24 protein-coding genes are annotated in these 14051 nt (G+C 38.8%); 21 read left to right on the forward strand and 3 right to left on the reverse strand.

Features of this window, described 5'->3' with window-relative positions; genetic code table 11:
• Positions 1-2: 2 nt before the first annotated feature.
• Complete coding sequence (locus SCI76_RS23885; protein WP_048019577.1) at positions 3-341, reverse strand: hypothetical protein; 339 nt, start codon at positions 339-341, stop codon at positions 3-5.
• A 225-nt stretch (positions 342-566) separates the two neighbouring features.
• Between SCI76_RS23885 and SCI76_RS23890 the strand changes: the two genes are divergently transcribed.
• From SCI76_RS23890 to gvpU, 20 genes are all read left to right on the forward strand, one after another.
• Positions 567-728, forward strand: coding sequence for a hypothetical protein (locus tag SCI76_RS23890; protein WP_394531940.1), 162 nt, complete (start codon positions 567-569; stop codon positions 726-728).
• A gap of 32 nt (positions 729-760) precedes the next feature.
• Complete coding sequence (locus SCI76_RS23895) at positions 761-961, forward strand: hypothetical protein (protein WP_034263931.1); 201 nt, start codon at positions 761-763, stop codon at positions 959-961.
• Between the two features lie 90 nt (positions 962-1051).
• Positions 1052-1390 (forward strand): zinc ribbon domain-containing protein YjdM, encoded by a 339-nt coding sequence (locus tag SCI76_RS23900; protein ID WP_029715023.1) that lies wholly within the window; start codon positions 1052-1054, stop codon positions 1388-1390.
• Between the two features lie 200 nt (positions 1391-1590).
• The gene (gltP, locus tag SCI76_RS23905) at positions 1591-2835 is read left to right on the forward strand and encodes a glutamate-aspartate/proton symporter GltP (protein ID WP_029715022.1); all 1245 of its coding nucleotides are present in this window, start codon (positions 1591-1593) and stop codon (positions 2833-2835) included.
• A 264-nt stretch (positions 2836-3099) separates the two neighbouring features.
• On the forward strand, positions 3100-3579 hold the full coding sequence (locus SCI76_RS23910) for a hypothetical protein (RefSeq protein WP_063247393.1): 480 nt from the start codon (positions 3100-3102) through the stop codon (positions 3577-3579).
• Between the two features lie 191 nt (positions 3580-3770).
• Positions 3771-4256, forward strand: coding sequence for a general stress protein (locus SCI76_RS23915; protein ID WP_048019584.1), 486 nt, complete (start codon positions 3771-3773; stop codon positions 4254-4256).
• Between the two features lie 450 nt (positions 4257-4706).
• Positions 4707-4967 (forward strand): gas vesicle structural protein GvpA, encoded by a 261-nt coding sequence (gene gvpA / locus SCI76_RS23920; RefSeq protein ID WP_301862454.1) that lies wholly within the window; start codon positions 4707-4709, stop codon positions 4965-4967.
• Positions 4968-5027: 60 nt separating this feature from the next.
• Positions 5028-5513, forward strand: coding sequence for a GvpT/GvpP family gas vesicle accessory protein (gene gvpT, locus SCI76_RS23925; protein ID WP_048019585.1), 486 nt, complete (start codon positions 5028-5030; stop codon positions 5511-5513).
• A 25-nt stretch (positions 5514-5538) separates the two neighbouring features.
• Entirely contained in the window at positions 5539-6012 is a 474-nt protein-coding gene (gene gvpQ, locus SCI76_RS23930) for a gas vesicle protein GvpQ (protein WP_033580316.1), read from the forward strand.
• A 19-nt stretch (positions 6013-6031) separates the two neighbouring features.
• The gene (gvpJ, locus tag SCI76_RS23935) at positions 6032-6298 is read left to right on the forward strand and encodes a gas vesicle structural protein GvpA (protein ID WP_013057997.1); all 267 of its coding nucleotides are present in this window, start codon (positions 6032-6034) and stop codon (positions 6296-6298) included.
• Positions 6299-6372: 74 nt separating this feature from the next.
• Positions 6373-6639 (forward strand): gas vesicle protein GvpO, encoded by a 267-nt coding sequence (gene gvpO / locus SCI76_RS23940; protein WP_033580317.1) that lies wholly within the window; start codon positions 6373-6375, stop codon positions 6637-6639.
• A 28-nt stretch (positions 6640-6667) separates the two neighbouring features.
• Positions 6668-7594, forward strand: a complete 927-nt coding sequence (gene gvpN / locus SCI76_RS23945; RefSeq protein ID WP_033580318.1) for a gas vesicle protein GvpN — start codon at positions 6668-6670, stop codon at positions 7592-7594.
• A 14-nt stretch (positions 7595-7608) separates the two neighbouring features.
• Positions 7609-8376 carry a GvpL/GvpF family gas vesicle protein gene (locus SCI76_RS23950; protein WP_045294303.1) on the forward strand — a complete coding sequence of 256 codons (768 nt, stop codon included), beginning with the start codon at positions 7609-7611 and terminating at the stop codon, positions 8374-8376.
• Between the two features lies 1 nt (position 8377).
• Positions 8378-8644: a gas vesicle protein GvpG gene (locus tag SCI76_RS23955; protein WP_013084016.1), complete on the forward strand. Its 267-nt coding sequence runs from the start codon at positions 8378-8380 to the stop codon at positions 8642-8644.
• Positions 8645-9454, forward strand: coding sequence for a GvpL/GvpF family gas vesicle protein (locus tag SCI76_RS23960; protein WP_048019587.1), 810 nt, complete (start codon positions 8645-8647; stop codon positions 9452-9454).
• Between the two features lie 17 nt (positions 9455-9471).
• On the forward strand, positions 9472-9759 hold the full coding sequence (locus SCI76_RS23965; RefSeq protein WP_033580320.1) for a gas vesicle protein: 288 nt from the start codon (positions 9472-9474) through the stop codon (positions 9757-9759).
• Positions 9713-9997 carry a gas vesicle protein K gene (locus SCI76_RS23970; protein WP_028414529.1) on the forward strand — a complete coding sequence of 95 codons (285 nt, stop codon included), beginning with the start codon at positions 9713-9715 and terminating at the stop codon, positions 9995-9997. Before SCI76_RS23965 ends, SCI76_RS23970 begins: the two co-directional genes overlap by 47 nt.
• A gap of 21 nt (positions 9998-10018) precedes the next feature.
• Positions 10019-10321 carry a gas vesicle protein gene (gene gvpJ / locus SCI76_RS23975; RefSeq protein ID WP_028414528.1) on the forward strand — a complete coding sequence of 101 codons (303 nt, stop codon included), beginning with the start codon at positions 10019-10021 and terminating at the stop codon, positions 10319-10321.
• Positions 10322-10357: 36 nt separating this feature from the next.
• Positions 10358-11233 carry a GvpT/GvpP family gas vesicle accessory protein gene (gene gvpT, locus SCI76_RS23980; RefSeq protein WP_063247391.1) on the forward strand — a complete coding sequence of 292 codons (876 nt, stop codon included), beginning with the start codon at positions 10358-10360 and terminating at the stop codon, positions 11231-11233.
• Positions 11234-11256: 23 nt separating this feature from the next.
• Positions 11257-11673 carry a gas vesicle accessory protein GvpU gene (gene gvpU, locus SCI76_RS23985; protein ID WP_013057987.1) on the forward strand — a complete coding sequence of 139 codons (417 nt, stop codon included), beginning with the start codon at positions 11257-11259 and terminating at the stop codon, positions 11671-11673.
• Positions 11674-11703: 30 nt separating this feature from the next.
• Here the strand turns inward: gvpU and SCI76_RS23990 are convergent, their stop codons facing one another.
• A complete protein-coding gene (locus tag SCI76_RS23990) occupies positions 11704-12603 on the reverse strand; it encodes an AraC family transcriptional regulator (protein ID WP_048019589.1) in 900 nt (299 codons plus the stop codon).
• A 108-nt stretch (positions 12604-12711) separates the two neighbouring features.
• Here SCI76_RS23990 and SCI76_RS23995 point away from each other — a divergent pair, with 108 nt between their 5' ends.
• Positions 12712-13632 carry a DMT family transporter gene (locus tag SCI76_RS23995; protein ID WP_048019590.1) on the forward strand — a complete coding sequence of 307 codons (921 nt, stop codon included), beginning with the start codon at positions 12712-12714 and terminating at the stop codon, positions 13630-13632.
• 34 nt (positions 13633-13666) lie between these two features.
• Here the strand turns inward: SCI76_RS23995 and SCI76_RS24000 are convergent, their stop codons facing one another.
• The gene (locus tag SCI76_RS24000; RefSeq protein ID WP_013057984.1) at positions 13667-13882 is read right to left on the reverse strand and encodes a hypothetical protein; all 216 of its coding nucleotides are present in this window, start codon (positions 13880-13882) and stop codon (positions 13667-13669) included.
• Positions 13883-14051: the final 169 nt, after the last annotated feature.

Below are 14051 nucleotides of genomic sequence, written 5' to 3' on the forward strand. Positions count from 1 at the left end.
TTTTAGCTTACTGGAGGAATAACGTCCGTCAGCAACAGAATGAAAAAAATCAGGCCAACTCCCGTAAAGCTTAAAGAAGCAAGAAAATAAGCCGTCCAGCGCAAACGAAACGGATTATGTTCGACATTAGCTCCAGACATTAACCTCATGGAGTGAGTGTTATAGTGAGAATGAGCGCTGTTGCTTCCGCTGCTTGAAAACCAAAAAGTTAAAACTGAAAACAAAAGTCCGCTAAAAAACATAAGCTCAATAAAGCGAACGGATAAAAATGATGAGCACGCATAGGTTAATCCCCCTTCAATAAGCAGGGTAATAACAAAAATAAGCTGAGTTCTCTTCAAAAAATCCTCCCCTTTTTTCTCTGTGTCTACTTTTCATTATACAATAATTTACATGTATAAAAAGTCTCAAAAGTGCTTTTATTATGATATAATGGTAATTATTGTATGTTTAAAAAGAGTATTAGAAGTTCTTTTATAATAATGACACTGATTATAGACGCAGCGTTTAGTTTCAAGCGCGTAGAATGAAAGTGAGGAATAGCTATGGACCTAGGAGAGACTGTGATGGCGATACTAGCAGCGGGAGCACTGCTGGTATACGGTACGTTAGAGCTTTGGTTTGCACCTCATAATTCTTCTTTTTTTAAAGGGTGGAAGCAAAAACTAGCCGTCATTTTGCCGTTATACGCAGTTACATTCGGCATATGGTTCGCGTTTTGTTCGTAACAAAAAAGTCTTACAAAAAGGAGGAATGAAAAATGGAAATCAATTCATACCTCATTCGGTTTTCATGTATGCTGATGCTCATGTTTGGAGGATTATTTATTATACGGTATGTAAAGACAGGTGACCTTTATTTAGATCAGCTTCTTGTCTTTGGAGCGGGTTTTGTTCTGTTTATCGGCTCACTTATTTGGAAAAGAAAACATCAGCATAGAGAAAATAGAAAAGCTTGTTAAACGTATAAAAATGTGACAGTATAAAACAGATAAAAAACGTAATCTCGTGATCGTACCATTGGTTACGGGCTGCTGCTGGAGGAAAAGAAAATGAATGTACCTAATTGCCCAAGCTGTCAATCACAGTATACATATGAAGATGGAAACCTGTTCATCTGCCCGGAGTGTGCGCATGAATGGGGTCAAGATGAAAAAGCAGAAAGCACGGAAGAACAGCTTACTGTAAAAGATGCAAACGGTAATGCTTTAAAAGACGGAGATTCAGTTACTGTCATCAAAGACTTAAAAGTAAAAGGAAGCTCATCGGTTGTAAAAATCGGAACGAAAGTAAAAAGCATTCGTTTAGTAGAAGGCGATCATAACATTGACTGCAAGATTGATGGATTTGGAGCGATGAGCCTAAAATCTCAGTTTGTGAAAAAAGCATAACGATAAAAAAGCCAGGATGAAGAAGACTTTCATCCTGGCTTTTTTCTATGTATCTTAACGGACAAAGTGAAATATATAGACCGTTTTGTCTATTTTAGAAGGAATTTAGCTAAATGTCCCGAATTTACTTAAAGTGTCTGAGAACTTGGATATTAATGGAACTGATGTCCGTTTCATGAAGACAAAGGGGAGGGAGAAATGTGAAAAAATTTTTAGCGTTTCAAATTTTAATTGCATTAGTAATTGGAGCTGTTATCGGGCACTTTTTTCCGGACTTCGGGATGGCTTTAAGACCGGTAGGAGACGGGTTTATCCGGCTCATTAAAATGATTGTAGTGCCGATTGTCTTTTCAACCATCGTCATAGGTGCTGCGGGAAGCGGCAGTATGAAACAGATGGGGAGTCTAGGGTTAAAGACGATTATTTGGTTTGAAATTATTACTACCATCGTATTAGGGATTGGTCTGCTGTTAGTGAATTTGCTAAAGCCCGGAGTAGGCCTCGATCTTTCTCATCTTGTTAAAAAAGATATCGGTGAATTGTCTCAGTATACCGACAAGGTCGTGGACTTTAAACAAATGATTTTAAACATCATTCCAACGAATATCGTAGATGTGATGGCAAAAAATGATTTGCTGGCCGTGATTTTCTTTGCTATTTTATTCGGTGTTGCCGCCTCAGGAGTTGGGAAAGCATCCGAACCTGCAATGAAATTTTTTGAATCAACCGCTAAAATTATGTTTAAATTAACGCAAATTGTGATGGTCACAGCGCCTCTTGGTGTACTAGCGCTAATGGCTGCATCTGTGGGGCAATACGGCATTGTCCTTCTGCTTCCGATGCTGAAGCTAATTGGAACCGTCTTTTTAGGCCTTTTTATTATTTTATTTGTTTTATTTCCGCTTGTTGGGTTTTTGTTCAAATTCAACTATTTTGAAGTCTTCAAAATGATTTGGGACTTGTTTCTTATTGCGTTTTCAACAACAAGTACAGAGACGGTGCTGCCACAGCTGATGGAGCGTATGGAAAAGTACGGATGTCCTAAACGAGTGGTGTCGTTTGTTATTCCGTCCGGCCTGTCGTTAAACTGTGATGGATCTACTTTGTATTTATCCGTTTCATGCGTCTTTTTAGCACAGGCTTTTAATATTGACATGCCCTTAACTCAGCAATTATTTATGATGCTTATACTCGTAATGACAAGTAAAGGAATTGCGGCTGTCCCGTCAGGTTCACTTGTTGTGCTTTTAGCTACAGCCAACGCAGTAGGTCTGCCGGCTGAAGGAGTCGCAATCATTGCAGGAGTGGACCGCATCATGGATATGGCCAGAACAGGAGTTAACGTTCCAGGCCACGCCATTGCCTGTATCGTCGTCTCGAAATGGGAAAAAGTATTTCGAACCCAAACGCCAATTCCGCCTGCATCCCACACGGAATCTCTATAAAACCAACCCCCGCTTTAGCTCATAGAGCGGGGGTTTTTTGTTAAGTCTCCAAACATTTATTAACGATGTAGACTAGAGTAATTTTCCATACTCAGCCCTCCTTAAAAAAAAGCACCAGCCGCTTAAGTCTAAAAAAAAGCCCTGTGACTGTTTTACGGTCACAGGGCTTTTTTTTAGATGAATGTTCACAAATTGTTCACTTACGAAGAAGGAAGATAAAAAGCTATACTAAGCCAAGTAAAAAACATGAAAAGGATGAGGAATATGCCCACAACTAAAAAAGAAAGTATGTATTTTGGAATGATGATGTGCGGAGGGATGGTGCTTGTGATGACGATGTATAACATGTTCATAAATGATGTCATCGGGCATATCACACTTGCAGAAGGTATTTTAAACTTGGTTATCACATTTGTAGTTGCCATGGCTGTCGAAACTTTCTTAGTAGGTCCCGTAGCAAAAAAAGTAGCATTTTCACTGCCGTTTGATAAGTCTAAACAGTTAAAAGTCGTGTTGATTTTATCATCATGCATGGTTATTGGAATGGTGCTTTCCATGTCTGTATATGGATTAATTACGATGTCACTTACGAAAGGTTTAGACGGAGAGCCGATTCTTTTAAGCTATGCATTTATCGTTATGAAAAACTTTATCGTAGCCTATCCGCTTCAGCTTCTCATTATGGGACCTTTAGTTCGCGGATTGTTTATGAAATTTGTGAAAAAGAATCCGGCAACGGCTTAAGTCAAAACCCTAAGAACGCCTATTTTCTTAGGGTTTTGTTGTGCAAAGCTGTTCGGTAAGAAGAGAAGAAAGTCACTAAATGAAAAGTGATGCAGGGCTACTTATTTAAGAATAGAGAAGACCTCTTATCCTCTAAAACGTTTCAAAGCCATACTCCCGGGTACACACAACATTAATGAGGAGGAGATAGTATGGAAGCAAAAGCAAAGAATGTTGTGGGGGTATATGAAACGGAACAAGAAGCAATTCATGCTGTAGAGAATTTAAAAAAAGAAGGATACGCATCAGAAGAAATATCTATCATCGGTAAACATAAAAAGACCAAAAAAGTTCAGAAAGAAACGAATACAAAAGCAGAAGGGGCAGCAACTGGAGCGCTTACCGGAGGTACGTTAGGGAGCTTGACCGGAATATTAGCAGGTGCCGGAGCTCTTGCAATCCCGGGAATAGGCCCAATTGTAGCGGCTGGTCCGATTGTAGCTACATTAACAGGTGCAGCAGCTGGTGCGAGTGTAGGAGGTCTGTCTGGTATTTTAGTCGGTATGGGAATTCCAAAACAGCAGGCCGAGCACTATAATGAGTCAGTCAAAGAAGGCAGCCTGCTTGTTTTAGTAGACAAAGAAGACTCAGATCATGATGGAAACCCGAAAGCGCCTTTAACCGGAATGGTTTTATAGAACTTATTATGTATAGGAGAAAGCTGTCGCAGTGCGGCAGCTTTTTTTATGCGCTGGTTTTATTTAAAAGAACTACATGCACAATAATATTCCATAATAGTTAAAAATATCAAAGTATTTGAGGGTAACCTGAAAGATAATATGCCTTAAATTATAATGTAATATTATTGTAACAATAATTTATTTATTGTTTTATTTTGGAATTTGAGTTTCGATAAAAGCTTTAACAACGGGATTTACGCGCAAAATACATCCATAAATTAACTGTAAACTATTATACGAAGTAGAATAATTTTCTAATTATTTTTCATGAATTAATTTTTAGCAAATTATTCATGTTTGAAAGAGGGCTAAAAAGTATATTTCAAAAGTATGTTTACTAAAAAAAGTTAAGCAGGTTGTTTAGTAGCATCATTCATTTAGTTAAATCTCGAAAGGAGCTGCTAAAAAATGAGTATTCAAAAAAGTACAGACAGTTCAAGTTTAGCAGAAGTGATTGATCGAATTCTAGACAAAGGAATTGTCATCGATGCTTTTGCTCGAGTATCACTCGTAGGAATTGAAATTTTAACAATTGAAGCACGAGTCGTTATTGCAAGTGTCGATACGTGGCTTCGCTACGCGGAAGCGGTCGGGTTATTAACCGACAAAGTAGAGGAAGAAGGGCTGCCTGGTCGAACAGAGGAGCGAGGAGCAGGGTTTAGCTTTTAAGTCTTTTAATCGTAAGAAAATTCATTAAATAAATAATAATAAGAGAAAAGAGGATGAAATATGTCAACAACTGATAAGAATGTACAAAGTGAAAAACAAGAAAATCAGCAGCAGGAAGAAAAAACGCAAAACTCTTTGAATCTTGCCATTTTAGGAGGCGTAGTAGGAGCGGGAATTGGACTTCTTTCAAGTCCGCAAACGAGTAAAAAAGTACTCAGTCGCTTAGGACAATCAGAAATTGTACGTGCGACAGGACAAGAGTTAAGAAGAAACGCACAGGATATTTTAACGCAGCAAGCGATGGGAGCGTTAAGACAGACGGCTACAGGCTATCTTGAAAAAGACAATTTAAGCAAACTGCTGGCACCTAAAAAGAAAAAAGAAGAAACATCAAATGAACAGGGAGATTCACAGGAAGAAGTCAGCGCAAGCGCAGAAATGGAAACGTCTCAGTATGAAGAGCTAAAAGAAGAAAATAAAAATATGAACGATCAGCTGCAGCGCATTGAAGAGATGCTAAACAAACTCATGGACGCGAAGAAGTAAGATATCCGTCCTGAAGGGGAATTTCATGGATAAAAAAGATGTGGAGAAAGCAGCCTTAAAAGCAGGAAAAAAAATAGTGGAGCACACGCCTGAACCTGTTAAGGAAAAAGTAGAAGAAAAGGTTAAAGAAAAAGCGAAAGAAAAGTTTGTCGAAAAAACCGAAGGGAAACTGCAGGAAAAAGCGGATGAAGCGTCAGAAAAACTGCAGGAAACGAAAGAAAAAAATGCCCAAAAGGTACACGGCAAAGGAGAAGACGCAAAAGAAAAGCTTCAAGACGTCTTATTATCAGTAAAAGATAAGCTTAGCGATGTGAAAGAAGCTGGAGAAGACTTTCAAGAAAAAGTTTCTTCTTCAGACGATAAAGATAAGTCAAAAAACAAGCGGAAAATAAAAGGCGTAAATCAGATTAAAAAAGCAACGGATATTAAAAGCTCTACTAAGATTAAAAGTTCCAATGATATTAAATCATCTACAGATTTAAAAACAATGGGATCATAAGCGAAAGGAGAAATGGGATATGTCTATTCAAAAAAGTACTAATAGTTCAAGTTTAGCAGAAGTCATTGACCGTATTTTAGATAAAGGAATTGTTATTGATGCGTTTGCAAGAGTGTCTGTTGTAGGAATTGAAATTTTAACAATTGAAGCACGAGTGGTTATTGCCAGTGTTGATACATGGTTACGCTATGCAGAAGCAGTGGGTCTTCTTCGTGACGACGTAGAAGAAAACGGCCTTCCTGAACGTTCAAATTCAAGTGAAGGGCAGCCGCGTTTTAGTATTTAATATGAAGTGGTATGGAACCTTCCTTTTTGAGGGTGGTTCCAGCTTTTAGATCTAACTATTGGAGGCTACTAAAGATGGAAATTAAAAAAATTATGCAAGCCGTGAACGACTTTTTTGCTGAAAACGTAGCTCCTCCTCATAAAATTACCTCGGTGGAAGTTACTGAAGATGAAGGCTGGAGAGTTATTGTTGAAGTCATTGAAGAACGAGAATATATGAAAAAATACGCCAAAGATGAAATGCTTGGAACATACGAGTGCTTTTTAAATAAAGAAAAAGAAGTCATTTCATTCAAACGACTCGACGTCAGATATAGAAGCGCCATTGGCATTGAAGCATAAACGATAAGATGGCAGGAGGAACGTAAAAATGACCGTCTTAACAGACAAAAGGAAAAAAGGCAGTGGAGCTTTTATACAAGATGACGAGACAAAAGAGGTTCTTTCAAGAGCGCTGAGCTATTTAAAATCCGGCTATTCCATTCATTTTACAGGTCCTGCCGGCGGAGGTAAAACCTCTTTAGCGCGAGCGCTTGCTAAAAAGAGAAAGCGTCCTGTGATGCTGATGCACGGGAATCACGAGCTCAACAACAAAGATTTAATTGGCGATTTTACGGGCTATACGAGCAAAAAAGTAATCGACCAGTATGTTCGTTCTGTTTATAAAAAAGATGAACAAGTAAGTGAAAACTGGCAGGATGGACGGTTGCTTGAAGCCGTAAAAAACGGCTATACGCTGATTTACGACGAATTTACTCGGTCTAAGCCTGCGACGAATAATATCTTTCTATCAATATTAGAAGAAGGCGTGCTGCCGCTGTATGGAGTGAAAATGACCGATCCTTTTGTACGCGTGCACCCCGATTTCCGCGTCATCTTCACAAGCAACCCAGCTGAGTATGCTGGCGTATATGATACGCAAGATGCGCTTCTTGACAGGTTAATTACTATGTTTATTGATTATAAAGACATCGACAGAGAGACAGCGATTTTAACGGAGAAAACGGATGTAGAAGAAGACGAAGCGCGCACAATTGTAACGCTCGTAGCAAATGTGAGAAACCGCTCTGGAGACGAAAACAGCAGCGGGCTTAGCCTGCGGGCTTCGCTTATGATCGCTACCCTTGCTACGCAGCAAGACATTGCTATCGATGGAGATGATGAAGATTTTCAAACGTTATGTATGGATATTCTGCATCATCCGCTTACCAAATGTTTAGATGAGAAAAATGCAAAAAGCAAAGCCGAAAAAATCATTTTAGAAGAGTGTAAGAATATAGACACTGAAGAAAAGTAAAGGAGCTTGAAAACATGAGTGAAACAAACGAAACGGGCATTTATATTTTTAGCGCCATTCAAACGGATAAAGACGAAGATTTTGGATCGGTAGAAGTAGAAGGAACAAAAGCTGAAACGTTTTTGATTCGCTACAAAGACGCGGCGATGGTAGCAGCTGAAGTGCCGATGAAAATTTATCATCCTAATCGCCAAAATCTATTAATGCATCAACACGCAGTAGCAGCGATTATGGACAAAAATGATACGGTTATTCCAATCAGCTTTGGGAATGTATTCAAATCAAAAGAAGACGTAAAAGTTCTTTTAGAAAACCTTTATCCGCAGTTTGAAAAGCTGTTTCCAGCGATCAAAGGAAAAATTGAAGTTGGTTTAAAAGTAATTGGAAAAAAAGAATGGCTCGAGAAAAAAGTAAACGAAAATCCTGAACTTGAAAAAGTATCAGCATCCGTAAAAGGAAAATCAGAAGCAGCCGGTTATTATGAGCGTATTCAGCTTGGAGGAATGGCTCAAAAGATGTTTACTTCCCTGCAAAAAGAAGTCAAGACAGATGTGTTCTCTCCGCTTGAAGAAGCAGCGGAAGCAGCAAAAGCAAATGAGCCAACGGGCGAAACAATGCTTTTAAACGCTTCTTTCTTAATTAACCGAGAAGATGAAGCGACGTTTGATGAAAAAGTGAATGAAGCGCATGAAAACTGGAAAGACAAAGCCGATTTTCATTACAGCGGTCCTTGGCCTGCTTATAATTTTGTGAACATTCGCCTAAAAGTAGAAGAGAAATAACGTGCTTCACAAATTAGTAACCGCACCTATTAACCTTGTAGTAAAAATCGGCGAAAAAGTACAGGAAGAAGCTGATAAACAGCTATATGACCTTCCGACGATTCAGCAAAAACTCATTCAGCTTCAAATGATGTTTGAGCTTGGTGAAATTCCGGAAGAAGCGTTTCAAGAAAAAGAAGATGAATTGTTAATGAGGTACGAAATCGCGAAACGCAGAGAAATTGAACAATGGGAAGAACTGACAAAAAAAAGAAATGAGGAATCCTAGATGGGAGAATTACTGTATTTATACGGTTTAATTCCAACAAAAGAAGCAGCAGCCAGAGAGCCGTTTCCATCTTATAAAGGGTTTGACGGAGAACATTCACTGTACCCAATAACGATTGATCAGGTGACGGCTGTCGTTTCTAAGCTGGATGCTGACGCCTATTCAGAAGAAGTGATTAAAGAAAAAATGGAGCAGGATATGAGCTGGCTGCAGGAAAAAGCATTTCATCATCACGAAACGGTAGCCGCTTTGTACGAAGAATTTACGATCATTCCATTAAAATTTTGCACCATTTATAAAAGTAAAGAAAGTCTGCAGGCAGCTATTGAGCTTAACAAAGAAAAGCTAGAGAATTCACTGACGCTGCTTCAAGGAAATGAAGAGTGGAACGTGAAGATTTACTGTGATGATACAGAGCTTAAAAAAGGAATCAGCGAGACGAATGAAAGCGTGAAAGCAAAAAAAGAAGAAATTAGTGAATTGTCACCAGGAAGACAGTTTTTTGAAAAGAAAAAAATAGATCAGCTGATTGAAAGAGAATTAGAGCTTCACAAAAACAAAGTGTGTGAAGAGATACATGACAAGCTAAAAGAACTGTCGCTTTATGACTCTGTTAAAAAGAATTGGAGCAAGGACGTAACGGGCGCGGCTGAACAAATGGCGTGGAACAGTGTGTTTCTTCTCCCGTCTCTCCAGATCACTAAGTTTGTAAACGAAATAGAAGAGCTTCAGCAAAAGCTTGAAAATAAAGGCTGGAAATTTGAAGTGACGGGACCATGGCCGCCCTATCATTTCTCGAGCTTTGCGTAAAGTGAGGAATTAACATTATGTCTCTTAAACAATCCATGGAGAATAAAGATATTGCTCTTATTGATATTTTAGATGTCATTTTAGATAAAGGAGTCGCCATTAAAGGAGACTTAATCATTTCCATAGCCGGCGTCGATTTAGTGTATTTGGATTTGCGGGTGCTAATTTCTTCGGTTGAAACGTTGGTGCAAGCAAAAGAAGGAAATCGCAAACCCATCACTTCTGAACAATTTGATAAACAAAAGGAGGAATTACTGGATGCAACCGGTCAGCCAAGCAAATGGACGAATCCACTTGGATCCTGATAAAGCTGAACAAGGCTTAGCGCAGCTTGTGATGACAGTTATTGAACTATTGAGGCAAATCGTTGAACGTCATGCCATGAGGCGGGTGGAGGGTGGAACGTTGACGGACGAACAAATTGAAAACTTAGGAATTGCACTAATGAACTTAGAAGAAAAAATGGACGAGTTGAAAGAGGTGTTCGGTCTGGACGCAGAAGATTTAAATATTGATCTTGGACCGCTAGGCAGCCTGCTTTAAGCGGTCAGTGGGAGGAACAGTATGGCAGTCGAACATAATATGCAGTCAAGTACGATTGTAGATGTGCTCGAAAAGATTTTGGATAAAGGAGTCGTCATAGCGGGGGACATCACCGTAGGAATTGCAGATGTCGAGCTATTAACGATAAAGATCCGCTTGATTGTGGCTTCGGTTGATAAAGCAAAAGAAATCGGCATGGACTGGTGGGAAAATGATCCCTATCTCAGTTCAAAAGGAGCCAATAGTAAAGCGCTCGAAGAAGAAAATAAAATGCTGCATGAGCGGTTAAAAACGCTTGAAGAAAAAATAGAAACAGAACGTTAAAAACTGTACGCTACTTAAAAAATGGAGGGATTTACAATGGCAACTGAAACTAAATTAAATAACGAACAGGTAGAAAACAAGGAAAACAAAAACAAGGAAAACGGTTCAAAAGAAAAGACCGATTCAAAAGCAAGCAAAACAACAAGCAGCGGGCCAATCAAACGAGCGGTAGCAGGAGGCATCATCGGTGCAACGATTGGATATGTATCGACTCCTGAAAATCGAAAAAGTCTCCTTGACCGCATTGATACAGACGAATTAAAAAGCAAAGCATCTGATTTAGGAACAAAGGTAAAAGAAAAATCAAAAAGCAGCGTGGCCAGCCTGAAAACATCTGCGGGAAGCTTGTTTAAAAAAGATAAATCAAAAGATGATGAAGAAAACGTAAATTCTTCTAGTAGCGAAACAGAAGACGATAACGTTCAAGAGTACGATGAGTTAAAAGAAGAAAATCAAACTCTTCAAGACCGTTTATCACAGCTTGAAGAAAAAATGAACATGCTTGTTGAGCTTAGCCTCAATAAAAATCAAGACGAAGAAGCGGAAGATACAGATTCCGACGAAGAAGAGAACGATGAGAACGAGGAAAACGAGCAGGACGATGAAAACGAAGAAGAAACATCTAAGCCTCGTAAAAAGAACAAAAAAGAAGAGGAGCAAGAAGAGGAAGAAGAAAGTGAAAGTGACGAAGACAGCGAGGAAGAAGAGGAAGATTCTCGTTCAAACAAAAAAAATAAAAAAGTAAAAACAGAAGAAGAAGACGAAGAAGAGGAAAGTGAAGAAGAAAAAAAGGAAGCGAAACCAAAAAAGTCAACAGCTAAAAAATCAAAAAATACAAAAGCAAAGAAAAACACGGATGAAGAAGATGATGACGCAACATCTCTTTCTAGTGAAGACGATACAACAGCCTAAGACGTAAAGGAGGAAAGAAATACATGAGTACAGGCCCTTCTTTTTCAACTAAAGACAATACGCTTGAATACTTTGTGAAAGCTTCTAATAAACACGGCTTTTCACTTGATATTTCATTAAATGTAAACGGCGCTGTGATTTCCGGTACCATGATTTCAGCAAAAGAATACTTTGATTACTTAAGCGAAACGTTTGAAGAAGGCAGTGAAGTGGCTCAGGCGCTAAGCGAACAATTCTCTTTAGCAAGCGAAGCGAGCGAATCAAACGGAGAAGCAGAAGCCCATTTTATTCATTTAAAAAATACAAAGATCTACTGTGGAGACAGTAAGTCTACTCCTTCAAAAGGAAAGATCTTTTGGAGAGGAAAAATAGCAGAAGTAGACGGATTCTTCTTAGGGAAGATTTCTGATGCAAAATCAACGAGTAAAAAGAGTTCATAAAAAACGGCGGGGTGAGTGCCCCGCCGTTTTTTAGTGATGTGATGAGATATGCAGCTTCTTTTTTCGATACATGAGCGGAGTCATCTTCATTTCTTTTCGAAACTGATTAATAAAATAGCTTGTACTATTAAATCCTACTTGATAGGCGACGTCCGTCACATTTGCTTCTGCTTGCTGCAGCATAACTAAGCTTTGCTGAATTCGATAGTTTAATACATAGGTCAAAGGCGATTTTTTTAACATTTTCTTGAAATATCGACAGCATTCAGAACGGCTTAATTGTCCCGCTTTGGCAATATCATCAAGCGTAATCTTTTCAGCAAAGTGCAAATGAATCCAATTCAGCATTTGCTTCATCCGCTGATTTTTGATCATTTCTTTTTCGTTGTATTTTAGCTGCAGCCCGTTAAGAATTACATTTTTCCAAAGTATGCTGAGTTCAGAGGCAATCTCTATTTCATAGTGGAGCGGCTGCTTATGGATCCATGTGTATATCTTATGTATAGAATCTAACACGTTATTCCCCCACGCTTGCTTTGGACTGATGAATAAATGTGATAGATTCGTTGCATGAATGTAGGGATAAACGTAATTTGTGAAAAGCTCTTGCGGCACAAGAAAATGAGGAGAAACATTTAAGCAAATGTACACGCAGCCAGATTTGTGTATGTCTTCAGCCATATGAAGACATTCGCTGTTAATAAACAGTCCGTAGCCTTGTTTTACAGTCACTGTTTTTTCATTTATTTGAAAAGACGCATTACCTTTTATAACCAATACAAATTGAAGCTCATCATGCCAGTGAAGAGGGATGTAGCCGTTTATGTGATCACTGATTGTTGTTTGATAACATGCCACTGGCAGCTCAACAGTGCGATGGGTCGTTAGCTCTTTTAAGTTTTCATCAATTTTAAAATGCGCTGCTGGCATACATGGACACCTCAATATATTTATATTTTTTAATGCAATATGCGTATTTTCTGCCCCGTTTTTCATTTATTATAACACTATTCTTATAATAAAAGTGAGGGATGAAAGATGAACGATCTCAGCAGAAAAAAAGGGTTCTTTTTTGTAACAACGGGAGCTATATGTTGGGGGATGGGAGGAACGGTTGCTCAAAAGCTTTTTCAAGAATTTGAAATCAGTGTAGACTGGCTTGTTTCAGTACGGCTGCTCACTGCGGGTTTTTTGCTGCTAATGATTTCATGTATAAAAAGGAATCATTCTCACGTACTTGGAGTATGGAAGAACCGAAAGTCAGCTTTTCAGCTCGTCGTTTTTGCCATAGCTGGTATGCTCGCCGTTCAGTATACGTATATGGCTTCTATTAAGCATGGAAATGCAGCAGTAGCTACGCTGCTACAGTATTTATCACCGGTGATGATTATCATTTATTTGCTTTTGCGCAAGCAGTCTATATTTACGCGACAAGACGTCATCACTGTTCTGCTGGCACTGGGGGGCTGCTTTTTTTTATTAACAAACGGCTCTATTTCTCAGCTGTCTGTTCCTGTATCTGCCGTTGTTTGGGGAGTGCTGTCAGGCGTAGCAGCTGCTTTTTATACGCTGTATGCAGTTCCGCTGATCAAAAAGTACAGTTCGCTTGTCATCGTTGGCTGGTCAATGGTAATTGGGGGAAGCGTAATGAGCTTTATTCATCCTCCTTGGGAAGCATCAAGCTTATCACCAATAACCTGGGGATATATTTTATTTGTCATTATTTTTGGCACGATGCTTGCTTTTTGGTTTTATGTAGAAAGTCTGCAAAGTCTTTCACCTAAAGAAACGAGTTTGCTTGGAAGTTTAGAACCTTTAGCCGCTGTTATCACAACCGTTGTTTGGCTGAAAGAGCCTTTTGGTTTTTATCAATGGATGGGCACAGCTTGTATTATTGGATTAGTTCTATTACTCACACGAACGAAACAAGTATCTTCTGAGACGACACTTTCAGCATAAATGGGGGCTTGCTAAAAGAAGAAGCAAACCAATGTCACTTTGCCGCCGAATCTGTAGAAACTCGTTTAACTTTTAAAATCTTTACATATTGAATAAACACTCTTTCTTTTGTAGAGACATTTAATTTAGCAAGTCTTGATGCGTCATCTCGGTTTTTAGCAGATTCTATCACAAAAGTTCCTTTGATTTTGGCTTCATCTTTTAGAACGGAATACTGTATTTCAAATCGTTTTGCTTTCGTTTTCTGCATAGTGATTGATAAGCTCCTTTGCCTGATAGATTAATGTGTTGGTATGAAATAAGCTTCGATAAAAAGGAAGAAAAGAACGTAACATATACTACTAAATGAAATGCAAAGCGGCAGTGATTTTTATCACACCACAACCTAGTATTTCATCTTTTTACCAAAAAAGATAGGG

Source organism: Priestia sp. HNGD-A6 (genome assembly GCF_045784335.1).
In the GTDB taxonomy this organism is placed as follows: domain Bacteria; phylum Bacillota; class Bacilli; order Bacillales; family Bacillaceae_H; genus Priestia; species Priestia zanthoxyli.